23 protein-coding genes and 1 pseudogene are annotated in these 20526 nt (G+C 59.9%); 3 read left to right on the plus strand and 21 right to left on the minus strand.

Going from position 1 to position 20526, the window contains the following annotated elements; genetic code table 11:
- Nucleotides 1-782, minus strand: a pseudogene (locus AGA_RS13880) (hypothetical protein); the annotation flags it as partial.
- 180 nt (nt 783-962) lie between these two features.
- Between AGA_RS13880 and AGA_RS00005 the strand changes: the two are divergent.
- Nucleotides 963-1892, plus strand: coding sequence for a LysR substrate-binding domain-containing protein (locus tag AGA_RS00005; protein ID WP_059022468.1), 930 nt, complete (start codon nt 963-965; stop codon nt 1890-1892).
- Nucleotides 1893-1953: 61 nt separating this feature from the next.
- Here the strand turns inward: AGA_RS00005 and AGA_RS00010 are convergent, their stop codons facing one another.
- Genes AGA_RS00010 through AGA_RS00020 form a run of 3 tightly spaced genes read right to left on the minus strand, consistent with a single transcriptional unit; the run spans nt 1954 to nt 6557 of the window.
- On the minus strand, nt 1954-2946 hold the full coding sequence (locus AGA_RS00010; protein WP_059022469.1) for an aldo/keto reductase: 993 nt from the start codon (nt 2944-2946) through the stop codon (nt 1954-1956).
- 57 nt (nt 2947-3003) lie between these two features.
- A complete protein-coding gene (locus tag AGA_RS00015) occupies nt 3004-4257 on the minus strand; it encodes an MFS transporter (RefSeq protein ID WP_083503481.1) in 1254 nt (417 codons plus the stop codon).
- Nucleotides 4258-4259: 2 nt separating this feature from the next.
- Nucleotides 4260-6557 (minus strand): TonB-dependent receptor, encoded by a 2298-nt coding sequence (locus AGA_RS00020; protein ID WP_059022470.1) that lies wholly within the window; start codon nt 6555-6557, stop codon nt 4260-4262.
- A 317-nt stretch (nt 6558-6874) separates the two neighbouring features.
- Between AGA_RS00020 and AGA_RS00025 the strand changes: the two genes are divergently transcribed.
- Nucleotides 6875-7831: a TauD/TfdA dioxygenase family protein gene (locus AGA_RS00025; RefSeq protein ID WP_059022471.1), complete on the plus strand. Its 957-nt coding sequence runs from the start codon at nt 6875-6877 to the stop codon at nt 7829-7831.
- Nucleotides 7832-7871: 40 nt separating this feature from the next.
- Here the strand turns inward: AGA_RS00025 and AGA_RS00030 are convergent, their stop codons facing one another.
- Together AGA_RS00030 and AGA_RS14400 are read right to left on the minus strand one after the other, a co-directional pair.
- Nucleotides 7872-10025 (minus strand): putative bifunctional diguanylate cyclase/phosphodiesterase, encoded by a 2154-nt coding sequence (locus AGA_RS00030; RefSeq protein ID WP_059022472.1) that lies wholly within the window; start codon nt 10023-10025, stop codon nt 7872-7874.
- Nucleotides 10026-10301: 276 nt separating this feature from the next.
- Nucleotides 10302-10781 (minus strand): hypothetical protein, encoded by a 480-nt coding sequence (locus AGA_RS14400; protein ID WP_059022473.1) that lies wholly within the window; start codon nt 10779-10781, stop codon nt 10302-10304.
- A 41-nt stretch (nt 10782-10822) separates the two neighbouring features.
- On the opposite strand from AGA_RS14400, the gene AGA_RS14405 reads away from it, so the two are divergent.
- Nucleotides 10823-11410, plus strand: coding sequence for a hypothetical protein (locus AGA_RS14405; RefSeq protein WP_197556479.1), 588 nt, complete (start codon nt 10823-10825; stop codon nt 11408-11410).
- Here AGA_RS14405 and AGA_RS00040 read toward each other — a convergent pair.
- The 15 genes from AGA_RS00040 to AGA_RS00105 all read right to left on the minus strand — a co-directional run bounded on the left by AGA_RS00040 (nt 11305) and on the right by AGA_RS00105 (nt 20524).
- Nucleotides 11305-11748, minus strand: a complete 444-nt coding sequence (locus AGA_RS00040; RefSeq protein ID WP_059022474.1) for a hypothetical protein — start codon at nt 11746-11748, stop codon at nt 11305-11307. The genes AGA_RS14405 and AGA_RS00040 overlap by 106 nt on opposite strands.
- On the minus strand, nt 11748-12695 hold the full coding sequence (locus AGA_RS00045) for a hypothetical protein (RefSeq protein ID WP_059022475.1): 948 nt from the start codon (nt 12693-12695) through the stop codon (nt 11748-11750). The genes AGA_RS00040 and AGA_RS00045 overlap by 1 nt, the downstream gene beginning before the upstream one ends.
- Nucleotides 12695-13270: a DUF2612 domain-containing protein gene (locus tag AGA_RS00050; protein WP_059022476.1), complete on the minus strand. Its 576-nt coding sequence runs from the start codon at nt 13268-13270 to the stop codon at nt 12695-12697. Before AGA_RS00050 ends, AGA_RS00045 begins: the two co-directional genes overlap by 1 nt.
- Nucleotides 13270-14496, minus strand: a complete 1227-nt coding sequence (locus AGA_RS00055; protein ID WP_157065252.1) for a baseplate J/gp47 family protein — start codon at nt 14494-14496, stop codon at nt 13270-13272. Before AGA_RS00055 ends, AGA_RS00050 begins: the two co-directional genes overlap by 1 nt.
- Nucleotides 14483-14836, minus strand: a complete 354-nt coding sequence (locus AGA_RS00060; RefSeq protein WP_059022478.1) for a hypothetical protein — start codon at nt 14834-14836, stop codon at nt 14483-14485. The genes AGA_RS00055 and AGA_RS00060 overlap by 14 nt, the downstream gene beginning before the upstream one ends.
- Nucleotides 14837-14915: 79 nt before the next feature.
- Nucleotides 14916-15557, minus strand: a complete 642-nt coding sequence (locus tag AGA_RS00065) for a Gp138 family membrane-puncturing spike protein (protein ID WP_059022479.1) — start codon at nt 15555-15557, stop codon at nt 14916-14918.
- Nucleotides 15547-16479, minus strand: a complete 933-nt coding sequence (locus AGA_RS00070) for a baseplate hub protein (RefSeq protein ID WP_059022480.1) — start codon at nt 16477-16479, stop codon at nt 15547-15549. Before AGA_RS00070 ends, AGA_RS00065 begins: the two co-directional genes overlap by 11 nt.
- Nucleotides 16472-16774, minus strand: coding sequence for a phage baseplate plug family protein (locus AGA_RS00075; RefSeq protein ID WP_059022481.1), 303 nt, complete (start codon nt 16772-16774; stop codon nt 16472-16474). Before AGA_RS00075 ends, AGA_RS00070 begins: the two co-directional genes overlap by 8 nt.
- A complete protein-coding gene (locus AGA_RS00080; protein ID WP_059022482.1) occupies nt 16774-17487 on the minus strand; it encodes a hypothetical protein in 714 nt (237 codons plus the stop codon). The genes AGA_RS00075 and AGA_RS00080 overlap by 1 nt, the downstream gene beginning before the upstream one ends.
- A 148-nt stretch (nt 17488-17635) precedes the next feature.
- A complete protein-coding gene (locus AGA_RS00085) occupies nt 17636-18391 on the minus strand; it encodes a DNA/RNA non-specific endonuclease (RefSeq protein ID WP_059022483.1) in 756 nt (251 codons plus the stop codon).
- Nucleotides 18392-18468: 77 nt separating this feature from the next.
- Nucleotides 18469-19488 carry a hypothetical protein gene (locus tag AGA_RS00090; protein ID WP_059022484.1) on the minus strand — a complete coding sequence of 340 codons (1020 nt, stop codon included), beginning with the start codon at nt 19486-19488 and terminating at the stop codon, nt 18469-18471.
- 5 nt (nt 19489-19493) lie between these two features.
- The gene (locus AGA_RS14285) at nt 19494-19622 is read right to left on the minus strand and encodes a hypothetical protein (protein WP_264811858.1); all 129 of its coding nucleotides are present in this window, start codon (nt 19620-19622) and stop codon (nt 19494-19496) included.
- Nucleotides 19619-19822 (minus strand): hypothetical protein, encoded by a 204-nt coding sequence (locus AGA_RS13945; protein ID WP_059022485.1) that lies wholly within the window; start codon nt 19820-19822, stop codon nt 19619-19621. Before AGA_RS13945 ends, AGA_RS14285 begins: the two co-directional genes overlap by 4 nt.
- On the minus strand, nt 19776-20090 hold the full coding sequence (locus AGA_RS13950) for a hypothetical protein (protein WP_059022486.1): 315 nt from the start codon (nt 20088-20090) through the stop codon (nt 19776-19778). Before AGA_RS13950 ends, AGA_RS13945 begins: the two co-directional genes overlap by 47 nt.
- Nucleotides 20090-20524, minus strand: a complete 435-nt coding sequence (locus tag AGA_RS00105) for a phage tail fiber protein (RefSeq protein WP_059022487.1) — start codon at nt 20522-20524, stop codon at nt 20090-20092. Before AGA_RS00105 ends, AGA_RS13950 begins: the two co-directional genes overlap by 1 nt.
- Between the last annotated feature and the right edge of the window lie 2 nt (nt 20525-20526).

Raw genomic sequence — 20526 nt, forward strand, 5'->3', positions numbered from 1 at the left:
GCTATGGCCTCCAGCACCGGCCCCTTGGGTGTGGCCTGCATGGCCAGTTGTGCGGAATCTGCCGCAACCACAACCCCCAGCACCGCCGGGCGCACGGCATACCCTACGGCCTGACGGGGCTGCACAGCCGCCTCCACCTGCCGCGTTGTGCCCACAAACAGCCGCCCTCCGGTTGCGGGGTCTGGTATGGTGACCACCTGCCCCGGCTGGGCCTGCGCAAACAGCACACGCCCCGGCTCCGGCTGTAGGTGCGTGGCAGGCAGGGTGGCGGGGGCGTGGCAACTCCCCTGCCCCGCCTTACGGGCAACACACAGCAGCCAGCCAGCCTTCTGCCGTTCCACCACGAGGGTGGGATGGTCCGGCAGATACAGCCGCAGAAGCGTGGCGCCGTTAAGGGCTATGCTCTCACGCCGGTCAAACAGGCTGCCATCCCCCGGCAGGTGGAACAAGGCAGGCAGGGCACGGTCCACCACCACCATAAGCTCCGCCCCGGACCAGAACGCCGCCAACCCGGTGTTGCCATCGCACGGCAGGAACAGGCTGGGGTCTGCCTGCGGCACAACACGCGGCAACGCATCCGCCTGCACGCTGGTCACTGGCAGGGCGTGCAGCCCGTCCGACCGGGGCACATCCTGCACGGCCGGGGCGGACTGGCTGGCCGGATGGGTGCGCAGGGGGGCCGTATATGCGCAGGGCCCCGTGGCAACCAGCCCTACGCAGGCCGCGCCTGCCAGCAACCCTATGGCCAAATGCCGCCGGTCTTCTCCCCTCCTGTCTGCCACGTGCCCTGTCTGCCCTTATAACGTTGCGCGTAACCCGGCCTGCGCCCCCATTGGTGTGCGCATGGCCGAACATCTGCCCGGTGTTTAGCCCAGCATGACAAAAACAAACATGGGCTGCTAGAACAGATGCGTGTTTTAGCCCGCATCCCCCAGCCCCGCCCCTCTTACAGGAGCCGCTCCTTGCTTGACCGTTTCACCAGTATGCAGGTTTTTGTTAAGGTGGTGCAGGTTGGCAGCTTTAGTGCTGCAGCCCGTGCGCTGGCCCTCTCCCCCACTATGGTCACCAAGCATGTCACCGCGTTGGAAGACCGGCTGGGCGTAACGCTGTTCCGCCGCAGCACACGCCACCTCTCGCTCACCGAGGCGGGGCGCCTGTTCCTTGAAGGTGGGCAGCGTATTCTGGCCGACATGGAAGAAGTGGAACTGGCCGTAACCGAACAGCGGCGCGAGCCACGCGGCCACCTGCGGCTGAATGCCCCTGTCTCCTTCGCCATACGGTATGTGGCCCCTTATCTGCCGGAATTCAGCCGACTGTACCCACACGTAACGGTGGAACTGGGCCTGAACGACCGCACCGTGGACCTGATAGACGAGGGCTGGGACCTAACCCTGCGCATACGCAAAATGCCCGCTAGCACCCTACGCAGCCGCAGGCTGGCCACCATTCGTATGGTCGTGTGCGCCGCCCCCGCTTATCTGGACCGCGCAGGCACCCCCACCCATGTGGAGGAACTAAGCCAGCACGCCTGCCTTGGCTACACACTCAGCGGCACCAACAGCGCCAACCGCTGGAGCTTTGGTGAACGGGGAGAAAAAACCGTGTCCGTTTCCGGCCCACTTAGCGCCAATAACGGAGATGTTCTGCGCGAGGCCGCACTAGCCGGGGCGGGCATAGTGTACCAGCCCGTGTTTGTTGTGAGCGAGGAACTCCGCGCTGGCCGCCTGCGTGCTTTGGCGCTGGACATGCCCCCCGTACCGGGGCCGGATCTGCACGCCGTTTATGCACCGGGCATAAACCTGCCGCTTAAAACCCGCGCCATGATAGATTTCCTCACGCAGTGTTACGCCCCTACCCCACCGTGGGAACAGGCGCTCGGCAACACGCTGTAAAAGCCAATCCACGCAAATATGCGGCTGCGGGCCAGACGTTACACGCCCGACCCGGCACCGCTCATACGCCAGATAAAGCCTGCTCAATGGCGGCCAGTTCCGTGGCGTCAAATGTCAGATTATCCAGTGCGGCCAGTGTTTCATCCAGTTGCTGCACGTTTCTGGCACCGATAATGGCGGATGTAACCACCGGGTTGCGCAGCGTCCACGCCACGGCCATTTGCGCCAGACTCTGCCCGCGCGCCTGCGCCAGTTGGTCCAGCTGGCGCACGGCATCCAACACCTGCGGAGTTATGGCTGCCTGATCCAGAAAACGGCTTGTGGCCGCACGGGATTCGGATGGAATACCCCCCAGATATTTGCGCGTCAGCACCCCTTGAGCCAAAGGGGAGAAAATAACACACCCAACCCCAAGCTCCTCCAGCGTTGGCAAAAGGGTGGCCTCTATGCCCCGGTTCAGCAGCGAGTATGCGGGCTGGTGCACAAGCAGGGGAACACCCGCAGAGCGCAAAATGACCTCGGCCTCCCGCGTGCTGGCAGCATCGTAGGAGGAAATGCCCACATAAAGCGCCTTGCCCTGCCTGTGGGCCTGCACCAGCGCACCTATGGTCTCTTCCAGCGGCACATCGGGCGTTGGGCGGTGGGAATAAAAAATATCCACGTAGTCCAGCCCCATGCGCTTCAGGCTCTGGTTAAGGGAGGCGAGCAGATATTTGCGTGACCCGCCATTGCCATAGGGACCGGGCCACATATCCCACCCCGCCTTGGTGGAAATAACCAGTTCATCGCGGTAGGGATGCAGGTCTTTTTGCAAAATACGCCCGAAGTTTTCCTCCGCCGAGCCATAGGGCGTGCCATAATTGTTGGCGAGGTCAAAATGCGTCACGCCCCGGTCAAACGCCCGGCGGATGGTGGCGCGGCCGGTTGCAAAGGCGTCCGTATCTCCAAAATTATGCCACAGACCGAGGGAAATACGCGGCAGGTCCAGCCCGGAATGCCCACAACGCCGGAAGTCTGCCTGCTCGTACCGCGTGGCGGAAGGTTGCCAGTTCATTGGATTACATGATCCTTTTTGGATAAAAATGGAAAAATTGTTATTCAGGCTTGTGTTTTACGCTACCAGAGCCACGTTCCCGCCCTGTGGCTCGCAAAAAGTACTCTCCAGCCACACGGGGGCCACCCGCACACGCAGCACGCTCCATGCCAGCACATAGGCCAGACTGCACCCACCCAGAATAATCGGCATGGGCACAAAGCCGCTGGCCCACAGAATGGACGCCCCGCCAAGGTTACCGCAGAACGCGCCAATACCCGTGGCCCGCCCGACCAAGCTGGCTGGCAGCCAGTCCGTAACCACCCCAAACAGGTTACTGGCAAAAACCTGATGCGCCATAAGGGCAACGGTAAACAGGAGCAGACCAACAGTCAGCGACGTTGTGAAAAACACAAACATCATCGGCACAACGCATAGGGCTGCCGTGCCCATAACAATGCGGCGCGCCTGCTCCAAAGACCCCACATAGGGCCGCAAAAGCCCCGGCAGAACACCCCCGCAGAATGCGCCAATACCCGCACCAATATAAACCGTGCCCGATGCGCCGCTCATGCCGCGCATACTCAGGCCAAAATGGGCATGAAAAATATCGGGCAACCAGCTTAGCAGCAGCCACCATGTGGCGTCCGACAGCACCTTGCTAATGGAAAACGCCACAACAACCCGGCGCACCGCTGGGTCTCGCAGCTGTGCCTGTGCTCCACCACCCGCCTGTTGTGGCGCAACCGAGGTAAAGGCAACCGGCCCACGGAACTGCCAGCACAACGCCAGCACAAGCCCGACCCCGCCAAGCGCCACCACAAGGGCGCGCCAGCCAACCAGAGGCAGAGCCAGCGCCACCAGCAGGGGTGTCAGCACCGCGGCCACATTGGGGGTGGCGTTAAGAATACCAATAACCCTGCCCCGCTCGGAACGCGGGAAGACCTGCGCAATAAACTTCATCATACTAGGGGTGCCTGCGCCCTCAAACGCGCCAAGGCCCGCACGGATCAACACAAAATCCCGCACGGAGGAGGCAAAGGCGTGCAGCACGGTCAGCAGGCTCCAGCCTGTTAGCGCTACACCCAACGTGCGTTTTGGCCCCGCCCAGTCCACCAGCCACCCTGCCGCCAGCAGGCTGCACGCTGCGGCAACCTGCGTCCATGCGGCAATGCTGGCGTAGTCCCGCGCCGTCCAGCCAAATGTCTGATCCAGAACGGGCTTGAGCAGCGCAATAATCTGCCTGTCTGCTGCTGCCACCACAATAATGGAGCATAACAGAACTGTTGTAAAAACCTGCGAAGGACGCTTGGATATTCCGTTCTGTGCCATACTCAGAAATCCTTGCGAAGCACAAAGCCGCCGTAACGCCCGTAATCACGCGGGATGGAGCTGGTCACACCGCCCAGCGCGCCATAGGCCATGTAGGAGGCATAATGCGTGTTAATGGCGTTCCGCATGACAAGTGAAAGCTGGAGCTTGAGCTTTTTGTCCTGCAATGTGGTGCTCATGTTCCATATGCCATAAGCCTTCTGCACCGTGTCTGGCGTTTCGGTCAGGGCGAACTGCGTGCGGCTCTGCCATGTGTAGTCACTATCCACCGATACGGTGAAGCGGTTGTTCAGGCTTTTTGTGTAATCCGCGTTCAGCACAAACTTCCAGCGTGGTGCAAACGGTAAGGGCTGGCCATTCACATTGCACGATGCCGGAGCACCCGCAGGGCAGTTAAACTTGTCCACCACAGCGTAGGTGTAGGCAAAGTTGCCGCCCAGCGTCAGCCCCGGCAGGGTGCGCACGGCCACATCCCCTTCGACCCCCTTGGAGGAGACGGACCCGGCATTGATCATACGGTAAACTGCGCCACCGGCCACGTTATCCAGAAAATTAGCCTGATAGTTGGAAAAATTTTCAATAAATGCCGCAAAGTTTGCCGTCACACGCCGGTGCAGGAACTGGGATTTAAGCCCCAGTTCAAAACTGTTGTTCTGCTCGGGCTTAAGCACCTGCGCATCTGTTGCCTGCATATTGAAAAACGTATTGTAAGCAGGCCCCTTATAGCCATGCGAATAGGTAAAATACGCATGAATATCGGGCTTGATGTCATATTGCAGGCCGATGCGGTCCACATACCCATTTTGCGATGTTGAGCCAGAGGACGCATAGGACGGGCGAATACCCGTGACCGCCACGGCGGATGTGGACCGGCGTGACATGTCATACCCCAGATCATCCCGCAGCAGACGCAGACCCAGAATAGCCCGGAATTTTTTTGTAAAGTTCAGGTTCCCTTCGGCAAAAACGGCATAGTTGTTGTTGGTGATGCCATAATGCGACTGGCCATAAGCCGTGCTTTGCCCATTTTGCGAAAGAGCGCGGCTATACACCTCCCGGTCCACCCCATGCAGGTAGTAAAACCCGGCGACATAATCAAAAAAGTGCCCGCGGGGGGAGGCAATGCGCACTTCCTGCGAGGCCTGCCAGAAGTTCAGCGTGCCGTGGTCCCGCACCTCTGGCAGGGTGGCATACACACCGGACAGGCCATCGTAGTCCTGATCCTGAATGTTCTGCCACTGCCTGTAGGCGGAAATGGATGTTAGCTTGTACCCACGCCCAAGATCCCGATCAACCGTTGCGGAAAACCCGCCAGTATGGTCCACGGACCGGCTTTGTGTATTATTGCTGACCGAGGTGTTGTTTTTGGACGGCGTAACCCCCTCGCCCGCCAGAGCGGAGGCCAATGTGGGGTTGGTTGTCACTGCGCCTGTGGGGTACGCTACCTGATTGGTGGAGGTATAAACCCCTGTTGGCACCAGGTCGTTCTGGTACATGTAGTCCAGCCCAAAGGTAACCTGTGTTTCCTCATCCGGGGTCCAGAGGAACTTGCTGCGTGCGCCACGGTGTTCGTAGCCATTGACCATTGTATCATTGGCCAGATTTTTAACATTCCCGTCAAAACCACCGACCAGAAAAGACGCATTGGCAACAAGTTTGGACGGAACAAGCGTGCCCGAAACACCCCCGGTCAGTCGGTATTCATTACCCGAAAAATAGGAGGTCTCCGCAAAGGCATGAAAGTCCGCCGTAGGCTGCCGGGTTACAATATTGACCGCGCCAGCCGAGGCATTTTTGCCAAACAGCGTCCCCTGTGGCCCGCGCATGACCTCCACATGGTCAAGGTCCAGAATATCCGCCGTGGCCTGCCCCGGCCGGGCCAGCACCACCCCATCCAGCACGGTGGAAACAGACGGCTCCACCCCCGGCGAGGTTGCAATGGTGCCTATACCGCGCACAAAGGTTGCCCGGTCCTTGGAGGAGGAGTTGGCCCGAAAGTTGGCGGAAGGGATAAATTCAAAAATCCCCTGCAGGTCATGCACGTTATCCCGCGTGGCCTGTTTGGCGGAATAGACTGATGTTGCCACCGGCACCTTTTGCAACGGTTCGCTGCGCCTGCGCACGCTAACGGTTACATCCTCCGCCTGCCCGGCTTCGAGTGCAGTGTGGTTTGTGGAAGATTTTTTAGTGGCTGGTGTCTGTAACTGCGCCTGTGCGGTGCCAGCGACCATGGCGCAACCAAGGGACGTCACCGAGACATTCAGAACAATACGGCGCAGGTTCGAAGGCAGGGTGAGCATTCTATTTTCCACTACGTCTGGAAGTTTAAATACGAATCGACTCGCAATTAACGATGCAATTTCGTTATGTAGTCAAGATTAAACTATCAATCGTTGTTAATAATAGAATTTTAGTATATTTAACGATCAAGAATCGCCATAATCCGAGTCCGGAACGGGGTTTCCTGCTCCCGACTCCACGCAACACATTGTGGGACTGCTCAATGCCTGAAACAAAGATATGTTGTAAAACAACACTCTAAGACAAACTTCAGACGCATCCCCTTCCATCACACATATTCCACCAAAAATTGGTGTTGTTTTTGAGGAATACCCAAATGTCTCTCGGTCTGGTAGAAAAAACAGCCTCGCCCACCGTTACAAAACTTGGTGGCCAGATTGGCGCGGAGATCAGGGGCATTACCTTGTCCCCCGATCTGGACGAAGCCAGCGTTGCGTTCGTTTACAACGCCATGCTGGAGCATAAGGTTGTCTTCTTTCGCAAACAGTCGCTGACCAGCGCGCAGCAGGAGGCGCTTGGCGCACGGTTTGGCACGCTTGTGTCCCACCCCACGGTCTCCAGCGCACAAGGCACAAAACATATTTTTGAGCTTAAGGCGCGCAAAGGACGGGCGGCCAACACATGGCACGCGGACATGACATTCATGGCCTCCTACCCCAAGGCGTCCATCCTGCGGTGCATCCGCCCCTCCCCTTATGGCGGCGCAACATTGTGGGCCAATACCGCCACGGCGTACCGCTCGCTACCACAACCCTTGCAGGATCTGGCCGACAAATTATGGGCCATTCACACCAATAACGAGTATGACCACACGGACCTGATTGCCGAGCGCGACTGGGAATTTATTCAGTGGCAGGCCAATGTTTTTGCCGCCCGCGTGTTTGAGGCCAAACACCCTGTGGTGCGCGTACACCCCGAAACGGGGGAAAAGACCCTGCTGCTGGGCCAGTTCATTAAACGGCTGGTCGGCTTCAACCTGCCGGATTCACGGGCATTGCTTGGCATTTTGCAAGGGCATGTTACCCGGCCGGAAAATACAATAACCTGGCACTGGCAGGCTGGGGATGTTGCCATGTGGGATAACAGGGCGACTGAACACCGCGCCATTGCCGACTTTGGTCAGGAGGAGCGGGAACTCCAGCGCGTTACACTGGTGGGGGACACCCCCCGCAGCGTGGATGGGCAGCAAAGCCAGCAGGTTGTAAACGGCACGCCCAACCCGGTCCTGCTACTGGAACAAACGGGCACATGGGGCCCACGCGCGCAGGACTAACGTAACAAGGGGTGCGGAGCGGACCCGGCTTTGGGGCCGCTCAGTCCCACGCAAAAGCCATTTCCACCTCGCGCCCGCCTGCAACGGCCTGCTGTTGCGGGCGGCCAAGGTAATACCCCTGTGCTTCCGAACACCCCATGTTGCAGACCATCTGCAACTGGGCGGCTGTTTCCACCCCTTCCACCGTTACGGTCATGGCGCGAATACTGGCAATGCCCAGAATGGCCTGTATGATTTCCTTGGCGGTAGGGTCTGGCAGCGCCTGCACAAAGCTCCGGTCGATCTTGATTTTGTCGAACGAGAATTTCCACAAATAACTCAGCGAGGAATAGCCTGTTCCAAAATCGTCCATGCTGATCTTGCAGCCCAGCGCCTTGAGCTCGCTTAAAATAACGTTCTTGTGTTCGTATTCATCCATCAGCACGCTTTCGGTAATTTCCACCTCAAGCCGCCTGCCATCCAGACCGGTCTCTTCCAGAACACGTTTGACAATTTCGGGGAATTTTCTGTTTTTGAGCTGAAGGGGGGAAACGTTGACCGAGACATTAACATGCGCTGGCCAGTTCAGCGCCTCGTGGCAGGCAATATACAGGATGCGGGCACCAAGCTGATGAATAAGCCCTGTTTCCTCCGCCAGACGGATAAACACATCAGGCGGGATCATCCCCCGTTCGGGGTGGTTCCAGCGGGCCAGCGCCTCGTAGGACTGCACCTTGCGGGCACTAATGCCGTAAATGGGCTGGTAGTGCAGGAGCAGCCCCTCCCCTTCCACCAGCCGGTGCAGGGCGGATACCAGCTCGGCCCTTTCCAGAATTTCGTAGCTCAGATCGGTATCAAACAGCTTGTGCTGGCAACGCCCTAGCGCCTTGGCGCGGTAGAGCGCCATATCCGCATATTGCAGCAGGGTGGTCACATCCCCCGCCTGCGAGGGAAAACCGGCCGCACCAATACTGGCCCCGGACTTGGCCTCCGCCCCCTGAATAATGTAGGGGCGGCCAAGGCTTGCCACCAGCTCCTCCAGCCGCGCCTCAATTTCCGTCAACGGGCCGCAGTGCTGCCAAACAACCGCAAATTCATCGCCCCCCAACCGGGCAACAAAGTCTTCCTCCCGGCAGCAGGCCTTCAGCCGGTTGGCTGCGGCAATCAGCAGTTCGTCCCCGCCGCTATGGCCATACATGTCGTTAATGGATTTAAAGTAGTCCAGATCTATATACAGCAGCACGAACGGGTTGTCCGTATCCTGCGAGAGTTCGCCAAGATGGATACCCAGATAATAGCGGTTGGGTAGCCCGGTCAGGCTGTCATAATGGGCCAGTCGTTCAATCCGGCGCTGGGCGTCACGGTATTCGGTAATATCGTCGGCAACACACAGCTCCCAGCGCATATTGCCGTCATCATCCGCAATCAGCAGGTCATGGCGGGAGACAACGCGCTCGCGCCCCTGCCGGTCCATCAGTGTTTCCTCCACCGCATCGGGCTTTTGGTACAGAAATGGGTCTTCAGGCAGTTTGCCATCCAGCAGCAACGGCGCGTTATGGGAAACATTGGCGTAGGCGGCCGTAGTATGCAGGCCGTATTCCTCCGCTGCCTTGTTATGCACAATAATGTCGCCCGTTTTTATATCCCGCACCTGAATGGCGGTGGGGATATTATCCACAATACCGGAAATAAAGGATTTATCGCGCATGATGGTTTTGTTGGCCTGCCGGAGTTCGCCCGCAATCTTGTTGAGCTCGGTAATGGTATCAATGGCCTGTGCGTGCAGGGAACGCGTCAGGCTGAGTGCTGAACCAAGTCCGTAATACTGCCCCTCTTCCGTTATGATGAATTCGTTAATCTGGTTAAGGGAGCGGATGTTCAGGATTGTTGCAACAAAGTCGGACACTTTTTCGTGCACATCAACCAGTATGGGTTCACACTCCATAAGGAGGGAAATCGGTCGGTTGGCGTAAACCTCGTAGCCAAACCGCTGCCCAAGCCGCAAAAAAAAGTCCCGCCGCTGCACAATGCCTATGGGCCTGTTGTGCTCATCCACCACGGGAATACCCGCCAGTTCGGCATTGTCCTGAAAAATGGCAAGAACGTGCGACCCGGCTTCCGTTGCGTGAACGGGCGCGACCCTGCTCGCAATATCGCGCATCAGGCGTTGGTTAGAATATGCGGGCACGTCCACCTCTAATAAACGCAACGTCATGTTTTTTCGCCTTAATCCAGCCCGCAAGGTCAGGACAGGAAAATTCTTAACAACCGATTAGAAATACAACAACATGAAATATAACCGTTTTTTTGTGAACTTAATGTTATTTTCAGAGATTACGCTTGACCCCTCTTACCTTTTTTCTGCCTCATTCATCCTGCCCTTTTTCACCTTTCTGAATCCGCGCTCCCTCCCGCGCATGGGGCCAGCACGTGGTGGCGCACAGGCCACAACGCGCCGCCGCCCGCCGCTTATCGCCCCGCCAGCCTGCCATCAGGCCGCAATGGCTTGCGCAAACAGCGCCGCATTGCGGTGCGAGTCCGCAGCACCCAGCGCTGTATTATAAAATTGTTTATGATACGCGCTGAGGCCACACGCATCCTCCGGCGCGGGCAAAGCAGTCGGTGCGCGGGCATACACCACGCGGGCCATCCCACACGCATAAGCCAGATTACCAACCAGCAACCCGGCCCCACCCAGACCAGCCCCAGCACCCCCCAGCCGCATTATGGCGGATGCCAAAGCGGGCCTGTAGAATAGAAAATTCCGCCAGCAATCATCATGCGTTGCGGGTTCCATCTGCCACAGGCCCAAAGCGGGACCGCCACCATTCTGCCTGAGCCATACCAGCCCACTTTCCACCAACGCCGTGCCTGCCAGCAGGTTAACCGCGCTATTCCCCCCAAGGCCCAACTGCGCCAGAACCGGGCGCACAAGCATGGCCTTGAGCTGCCCCAGATCAAGGCCCGGCATTGGGCATTCCCTGGTGGCGGCATATCCCACGGCTCACGCAGGTGCAGCCATTGCACCCATATGGTGCTGGCCACCTCCTGGTCGGACAGCAGGGTGGACCCGACCGCCGCACCAATAGTGCACAAAAGCCCCGCCACAACGGCCAGTTTGCGCCACCGCCGCAGGCTGTCCTCCGCCAGTTCGTTCTGGCGGCGTTGTGCGCCCGTCTGTTCGGCCAGTTGCTGGGTCAGGGCCGCAAGGGCGTTGCGCGTATCCTGCGCCTGCGCCGCCCTGTTGCGCTCACGCTCCTGCCCCTGTGCCTCTATGGAAATCAGGCGTTCCATCATGGCGCTCTGGCCGGACTTGAGCGTATCCACATCGTCCTCCAGCCCATCCAGACGGCGGGCGTGGCGGTCCACAATCAGGCGCAGGTCATCCTCAGCCGCGCAGGGGGCTGCGCACTGTGTTTCGGTCATCTGTATTTATCCGGGCATAAAAAAACCGCCTCAGCTGGCGGTATGTTTTGTCAGAGTGATACGGAGCCTTATGTGGCCGCCGTGCTGGTGGTCATCACATCCGTGGGTTGGGCAGGCAGGGCCGTGCTGGTGGTGTCCGTGCCGTTAGCTATGGCGGCAATGGCCTGCACATAGGCCTTCATATCCGCGGTAAAGACTTCGCCCATGGCGGCAGCAAGGTTGGCCTGCTGCTGTATCCATGCCTGCGCCGAGATAGCCTGCGTTTTAAGCGGCACAGCCACAACCGGGGGCGTGTAGTCCACCAGCGCGCCGTTCACGACGGCCATGCTTTTTGTGCCTGTGTCTCCACCTTTTGCGGCCCATTGGTCTGCCGTCATGGCAAACAGCGTGTTGGCGGCGGGCAGCCCATCCATGGAGGAATACTCCCACATATCATACCAGCCACAGGGTTGGTCCATTGTGGCATAATAACGCGCCGGGTAGGCGGCTTTTAGGTCGTCTAAAATGCTCATTAGAACGCTCCTACGGCTATTACCGGAATAAAGTTGTTCTCCACCAGATTATAGAAGTTGCTGCTCCCGCCCCAGCCAACACCGTAAATGGTAAAACCCGTGTTGCTTATAGACAAAGTGCCGTCAGACGCTTTGGCAATACCAATAAATGACCACTTGCCGGGCTGTTCCTGTGTGGAGGGGAGCACCACGGTTGGGGTAACCCCCGGCGCGAATGCCTTTGGAAAAGTGATTGTGGTATAACCGTTGGACGCAAATTTTACATATGCAGTGAAGACCTGAATTTTCTGGGTAGGGTCAGAAAGTGGCAGGTCCGTCACATTAGCCAGAACAGGCGCGTTTGTCCCATCTCCAAAAACCGCGCGGCCATCTGCATTTTCCACCAGTGACGTAATACGTGTCTGACCCGCCGCCGGAACGGACGGCACGTACTGTGCTGCTATCCGCGCCGCTGTTTCCTCTGTTATGGCGGTGTTCAGTGTCTGCTCGGCACTGCTGCGCTGCTGCGCCTCCAAAGTCAGGGCGGCTTGGGTCGCCAGCCCGTTAAACAGGCTTTGCCACATTGCCCCATCTGCTCCGGGTGGGGAGACATTGGCATCCGCCATGCTCACCCAGAATGCGCCGGGTGTGCCGCCGCACACAATGGCCCCGGCCGGGTAACCACCAATGGACTGGGCAAAGGTGGCATCAAACGGGCCAAGGTAGCCTGTCTGCAACACCTGTATGGCGCTGGAAAGCAGGTTGAGCAGGCCGTTCATATCCTGCCCGCGCGGGGGTTCGCCCCCGGCTGCGCGCGCAATAAACGTTTCCGGCGGAAAGCCAAGAGCCACCGAGGCCGTGCCATCCCCCGCCTTGGTCTGTGTTTGCGGTATGCTCACAATGTTCCCCGCAACAGCCTGCGCCCCTATGGGGGTGCCAAACATCTTGCGATCATCTGTGCTTTTCATCAGGATGTACTCTCAATAACGTAGGAAACACCAACCCCCACGGGGCGTGGCAGAACACCGCTGTTCTGAATAATGCTGACCTGCACGGCCGTTGGCACAAACCGGAAAACATAAGTCATGGTCATGTCCCCATTGTCGCGCACATAGGCATCGCCCTGCCCGGCAAACAGGGTCATCAACACCTGATTGATCTGCAGGACGGAACCATCCGCAATATTGGCCAGCGCCTTGGCGTAAATAAGCTGGCGGTAGCCATCATCCGCCAGACGGTAATTGCTGGTTGCCTCCACACCCTGGTACCACGGGGTCTGGTTAAAGCCCTCTTCCGTTAGGTCCGAGGCTTCAAAAAAACCAGTGTAGGACTGGGAGGACAGGGTGAGCACGCGGGATACACCCACAATGCGGCCCCATACATCCAGCCCGTAGCCCTGCGCGGTGTGCATGTTCCACACCATTTGGTACCACTGGTCTATCAGGGGGGCGGGGTCCAGCATCTGGTTCCAGCCCTCAATTAACGCCACAATACGCGGCGCATTGGCATACTGGGACAAAAGGGTCTGCTGCACATCCTGCATCAGGACACCACAACGCTAATTGTGGAGGCCGATACAACGGGGATCTGGTCAATTCCCACCTGTGCCGTCAGCCCGGTAGGGTTTTGTGCAAGGCCCACGCTGACCTCAACAATACGGACCCAGCTCCCCAGTGCGCTCAGGCAGGCATAAAAGCGGCTGGCGTAAACCGTGCCGCCAATGGGCACACGCTGGGCGTCCGCTACGTTTTCAAACGCGGCCACAATGGCGGCCTGCACATCCGTCCCAGCGGTGGAGGGCACATCCACCCCAGCCGCCAGCACCACCGCCACATACACGGGCACCGCCTGCGCGCGCGTAAACTGCACGGTATAGCTTGGCGGTGTGGCATAACTGGCGTTGGGGTCCACAACGACCACGCTGCTTGTGCCCACACTGGCACAACCGGGGGGCTTACGGCGCAGGATGGCAAGCGCCACGTCCTTATCCGCGCCCCCATTTACGCACACATACAGGCTATGGGCTGGCAGGGTTACACCCCCTATAACCAGAGGCTCCGCCGTGCTGTTTTCGTTCACATACGCATCGGTCACGCCCGCAACGGACAGAACCTCCCCCGCAAGAGCGTCCAGCGGGCCAATGGCGTTATGCGCCACAGTCTGCTGCCGACGGAGTTCAAAGGCCTGCCGCCCCTCCACCGCTGCCCCGGTCACACCCGCCGCCGCGTTGGTAACGCTGGTTAGCCCCACGACCGACTGGTACACCCCTATGCTGTGTGGCGGGCACTCCACCGCCCCCGTAACCGTGCAGGAAAATGCGCCAACACCGTTGCCCGTGGCATCCAGCGTAATGGCGCCATCCGCCGCGTAGGTGTTGCCGCTTCCATCCTGCACCAGCGTGCCCTGCGGTACAACGGTGCCAGCCGCCCCCACGCACTGGCAGGTAACAACCGTGGCTGTGGCGGGTTTGCGGGTCATAAAATACAGGTTGCCAATGGCGTCCTGCATTCGGCCTGCGGCTCTGGCCGGGTCCACGCCGTTAAACAGTGCCAGCATCTGGTCATACGCATCGCCCACAATAGCGGTGAGCGACATGGCAAGTTGCCCTTGCGGGGTGGACAGGTCGGTATTGAGCACATTGCCAAAAGCTGCGTTCATATCATCCAGAATACCGGCCAGAATATCGCTCTCGGCCGGGGCCACAAAGCCTGCATCCGTCATGGTGGGTGCGGGAACGGATGTTGTGCCCACACTGCTAGAACCCGACATGCTGCACATCCCCCTGTGTTGTGGATACAAGAACATAGCCAGAAAGCTGGCGGTTGGCGGAAAGTCCGGTCAGCACGCACCGGGCGGCGGCAACCCCGTCCACCGCGCTGGCGGCCTGCTCGGCCTGCATTCTAAAAACCGGAGCCGCCTGTGTATGGGCCAGAATATGCTGCCGGTAAGGCAGGCCCTTGGCCGTGTCATAATAACATTCGCCCAAAAAAACCCTGATGGCGGAAGAAACATTCTGGCTTATGGCATAAGATCCGGACGCCACAGCCACGTTGCCGTTGGCATCTGGCAGCAGGTCCCATGTTGTGCGGTCAAGCAGCAGCGTCGTCATGGTGCCTCAACAAAAAAGGCCGCCCGTAAAGGCGGCCTGTCATGGAAAATATTGTGATCTGTAAAAAGACATTGCCACATTACTGTGGCACACCCGTCTGCCCCGAACCGGGCTGAACCCCGGCATGGGTGTGCGTTTGCAGGCTGATCTGCCCTGCCTGCACGTCCCCTCCGGCACTCACCGCGCCTTGCACCTGCACGGCGCAGTTTATCTGGCACTGGGTGGCGTTAACAATAAACCGGCCTGTTGTGTTGAGCACAAAGTCCTCCCCCACCCAGCCTGCGTATTCCTGCGGAATTCCGTTTAAAAACCCGCCAATATACAGAGAGTCTGCGTAATCATGCTGGCGGAAGGACCCCGGCGCACCCGGCTGGCGCGTGGCCTTTACGCTGGCAATATCGCGCCCACACACAATAATGGCTCCAATATCCCCCACTGCCGGGTCGCAGATCAGGGCGCGCCGCCCACCCTGCAACCGCAGGTAAGGCACATTGTGGATCAGCCCATGCGGCACCGTGCGGCCTGCCCCATCCTGCTGGTGCACCATAGGCTGCACATCCACCGTGCCCACCGGGTTTAGGCCACTGGCGCGCACCGCCCGTACCTGCACCAGCGCTGTGGCGCCCAACATAGCCAGCACCCGGCGAATAGCCGCATTGGTGGCGTTAAAGGCACTTGCGCCATCTTCCGCCTGCAAGGAGCCTATCAGTTTATTTTGCAAAAGCCTGTCCGGCAAAGTCTGGCCTTGCCGCCTCTACTGTTGTGAACCACGGGGCATCGGGCAGCTCGGTTTGCAGGTCGTGGCGCACACTCTGCACCACCCACAACCCACTGGCGGGCAGCGTAACGCCAGATGCCTGCGGGGCCATGCCCGTTTGCAGGCTCACCGTATCGCGGTAGCGAATACCGGGGTTAAACACGGTCTGGAACTGCACGCCGTACTGGCTGTAGCTGGGGTAGCCAAGCAACCCTGTATCGGCCGACACGGGCACGGCCTGCGCATCCGCCTGCGCCACCATGCCCGTGGGCCATATGGCCAGCACCCCCACCCCGATCTGGTAGGCAATTCTGGCCGCGCGGGCGCAGCTATCCACCTGCTCGGCCACGGAACCTTTGTAATACACGCCCCCACGCAGCATGGTCTGCACGCCATAGTCCACAAAGGTCAGCCCCGCCTTGGTGGCCAACACCTGCATGACCGTACTGACCGCAACATCCCCCCCAAACGATGTTGGCGTAACCGGCACCGCCGCAGGCAACGCGCCGGAGAGGGCGCGCAGCTCAAACGCTACATCGGGGCTATTTGCGTAATCCACAAAAGCCTCGACCACACCGCCAGAAAACACAACCGGCTTTTGCTCCCCCGCATTGCCTGCCAGAATGGTCACAGTATTGCGGGTTTGCGTGGCAATACCCGCTTGCAGGACGGAAAGGCGGTTGAGCAACGGCAGCGCCAGCCCTTCCACCCGTAGGGAGCAGGCCATGCCGCTTTCCAGCCCCGTGCTCAAGATCTGGCAGCGCACCCTGTAGCCGCTCAGGGTTATGGTGTCTGTTCCGCCTTGGCCAAATCCGTCCTGCGCAAGGTTAAATACAACCTCCACCTGCCGGTTGCCCAACGTTGCCGCCTGTGTGCCGTCAGACATTCTGCCCCTCCGCATAAACCAGCACAAACCGGCTACCCAGCCCGCTATAGTCCGGGTCCTGCGTGCCCTGCGTATCGGCAAAGGCAAGGTCTCCGGGCATACCATAGGCGGCATTGCGGATAAGCCATGTCCGGTCCTGGCACAGCACGCCCGCCAGCACGGGCACATCATCCATCCACACCGAGGCATATAGGCCAGTCCCCCGCTGTTGCAGGTCCAGCCTTACGGCATGGCCGGAAAGGGGGACGCGCAGGCTCTGGTACGCCACCGCACCCAGAGGAATAACAACCGCCATTACTGGTACCCCGTTACATCCATATTGGAGGCCAGAGCCTGCACATGCCCCGCATTGCACACGGCCTGCCCCTGTGGGCACGCAGTCCCCGCAAGTGTGGTGCTGGCCCCCAGCCGCACCTCCTGCACGCTCAGTTCGGCCAGCAGCAGGCTTACACCCTGCCGGGCCTCCCGCCGCAGGCGGTAGCCGGTTACGTTCACGTTGGCGTAAACCGCCTCGGGCATAACAATGTGGTAAAGGTTAAGGTCTGCTACCAGACTATCCAGTGCCGCCATAAACACGGCCCGCGTCTGCAACGCGCCAGAAAGGCCAGACACCCCAAAGCTGGAGAGCAGGTCCCCCAGCGCACTGGCGCTGCCCAGCTCCATGCTGGAGCCGTCGCACAGCATTTCCACCTCATACAGCCCCGGCACACGCACCTTGTTGTAGGAGAGGAAGGACCCATCCTCCAGCGGTGCATTGGCAATGCGGCACTGGCTTTGCACACCAAGGGCGCGCACATGCCCCGATGTTAGGACCGGTCTGTTATCCTGCGTAAAAATACCCCATTGCCGCTCCGCCTGCGCCAGCAAGGCGGCATCCAGCGCAGTGGCCAGCGTGGTGGAGGCAGAGGCCGAAACCCCGGCACCAACCGACTGGCCCAGCAGCGCAGGCACCCCCGCGGCCACGGGCACATCCCACACCGAAGGAAGACTGACGGGAAGCAAAGGCATAACGGGCTAACTCCATCCCTGTAAAATCGGGCATGTATGAGGGAAGGCCGCACGGGCGGCGGACAAAACAGAAAAGGCGGCCCCGTGGAGCCGCCTATGCGTAAAAACACTCAAAAAAGGAGACAGCCCCGTAAGGCCCGTGCAGGTCTTATGGCGCGGGCAGGCGCCACGCCTCCGCCTTGACCTGAGCCGACACGGCGGGGAACGGGTCCACCCCTGCGTTGCGGATAAGGGTTTGCACGGTCACTTGGTCACAATGCGGGTGTACAGCCCTGTTTTTGCACACATACACCCCCGCCCTGTTGCGTGATGGCGAGTAAACCGCCTTCCACACCGAGCTGGGCACATACACATGGTCACGTCCCAACGTGGCAATGGGCCGGGTATGAAAAGCAGGCCCAGTCACCACAAACAGTTCACCCTCGCGCCGGGCCAGCACCCGCACCTTTTTTTCCAGACGGGCCCATATGCCTTTGTTCAACACAGAAGCCTGCGGAACAATGTTGGACAGGGCATAGGTTTCCGCCTGTGCCTGTGGGGTGGGCTGGTCGCCACTGGGGGCCATGTGCCCCCGGTCGTAGGGTTTTTTCCGCTTGTAATCGCTCAGGGTGGGCCCACCAGACCAGCGCGGGTCGGAAAAAAAGTGCCCCGTCCGGGGGAGCTTGGCGGCCATGCCCAGCTCATCCGCCCGCAAATGCTCCGCCGCCCACAACGGCCCGTGCGATACGGTGGACACAAGGACCACATACCCCCGGTTACACAGCAATGTTGTGCCCTGCTCCAGCCGCGTGCTGGTTAACACCGGCAACTGGGCTTTAACCCCAAACGCATTACACCGCTCCTCCACCGCCCAAGCGGGAGAGGACAGAAAACAGCATACAGCAAAAGCCAGAAACAGACGCATACAGCGACCATAAACCAGATACCCCCCTGCTGAACAGCCATGTAGCCCCCACGCAGCAAGGAACCCTAAAGGAGGGCCTAAAACTGCCCCAGATTAGCCTGCCGCGCCTGCATCCGCAGTGTGTCCATCCGGCGTTCCAGCTCATCCCCTATGGCGCGGGGCGTGCTGCCGTTGGCGTTAACGGTAATCTGTGCCTGCACAGCGGGTCCGGGCTGCACCCGTGCGGGGGTCACCGTGCTGGCAAACCCCACCGCCTGGCTGGTTGCGTGCAGGTACTGTGCTGGCACGGCAGGCAAAGCCAGCGCCTGAGCACCCTTTGCCCCCCAATCCGCCCCCAGCACACCGGGCGGCACAGCATGGGCCATAAGCCCCGCATGGGGTGAGGGAGCATTATGCTCCGGCCACGCGGCATACTCCTGCTGCAACGTCCGCACCACCGCATGGCGCATAGCCGTACTGGCAGAGCGCACACCCGCCTGGCCCAGCAAATGGACCAGACCGTGCAAAGGCCGATGGTACGAACCACCTGCCCCCACCAGCATCCCGGTTGGCAGCCTAAGCGTATGCGCCTCAGTGCCCAGCCCTCCGGCGCGGCCAGCCCACCCTTGGTGCCGCGTGGCCACTGGTCGTGGCAAGACTGCGGCATCTGCTCCAGACGGTATTGTTCTATCACTTATGTTTTTCAAAAAATGAGCAGATGCCTCCGCCCCCTCATAAGGAACCGCTGCAACTGCTGGGTTCGGCGCCACAAGCCGTATTCCCCCGCCAGTATCCACCCTAGGCACCCACCTACGGCGGAGCGGGGCGCGCACCACCCCACCTCCAGCCCCCTGCTGCGTGGGCAGGGGCACGGCCCCTTCCACCACGCCAGCGTGTGCCCGTGCGGGAGCCATAACGGTAGAGACAAGAGCCTCCAGCGCGCTTTGCCCACCATACCCGCGCCCACCAACCGGCTGGCGCACGGGCGCAAAACTGGCCCCTGCCAGCACAGACAGCACAGCCCGTGCCAGAGCGGACCCCGCCTCCCCCGGCCCGGCACCATCCCCCCCGTGGGAGCAGAGCAGGACGGACGCCAGCCACTGTGTTAGCGTTGCCATTGCGTTTACCTGTTAAATCGTTTGACCAGAGCCATTTCCAGCAGGTTTTCAAAATCCTCGCTGTCATACACGCTCTGGAGTTCATGCAGGCTGGCCAGACCTTCCATCATAACCAGCGCATGGCGCTCACTCACATTGGGGCATCGGGCGGCGGCGCGCTGGCTTCCGTCTGAAGCAGTGCCGACAGAAGGGAAAACAACGGGCCGACGCCCTTGAAAAAATCCACATGCAGGGCAAAGGCTTCCTTCTGGAGCCAACCAACAGTGGGAATTTCCTCCAGATCGCTCTCATCCAGCGGGCGGCGGACTGCGGCGTTGCGCGGGTCCGGCTGCACGCTGACACACTGCATCAACCGGGCCAGCAACCCGTCCATCCGCTCTGGGTCCATGGCGCCAAAAAATACCCAGCCCCACAGCGGCAAGGCCCGCCAAACCCGCATCCGCATCCAGCCCCGGAATATCCGCCCCTGAGGCAATGGCGGCCTGAAGGCAATGCCGCCCCCACCTGTCCGCCTCCATGGCGGACATGCGGGTAATGACAAATGTTTTGCCCTTATCCGCCCCTTCCAGCGGAACGCACACCTGTACCTGACGGATAGCCATTACAGCCCCGCTGGGTAAATGGCCTGCCAGCATACGGCAAAGTGCCGGTCCGCCAGCATACGCCCGGCACTGGGCATGGGGGCCATGGCGCGCAGCACACCATTAACCATGGTGTATTTGCGGCCTGTGGAGGTCAACGTCACCTCTGCCCCAAGGCGGTAGAGGGTGCGGGCGGTCTGCTGCGCGGTCATAATGGCCTCAAACACCAATATGCTCTCGCTCGCGGCGGACAGCATAATGTGCTGGTCCACGGGTTCGGGCACAAAACCCGCGTTCAGGTATCCATCAATGGACATCTGGACCTGTGCGCAGCTCTGCTCGGCCACATCCCACGCACGGTCTGTAGCAAAGTTCTTGAGTGTGACAGGCGCATTGTAAAGCCCCGGCACCGTAATGGTAAAAATGGCATTGGCTGCCGAAATATCGAGCGCCATGG

It is taken from the genome of Acetobacter ghanensis (assembly GCF_001499675.1).
In the GTDB taxonomy this organism is placed as follows: Bacteria; Pseudomonadota; Alphaproteobacteria; order Acetobacterales; family Acetobacteraceae; genus Acetobacter; species Acetobacter ghanensis.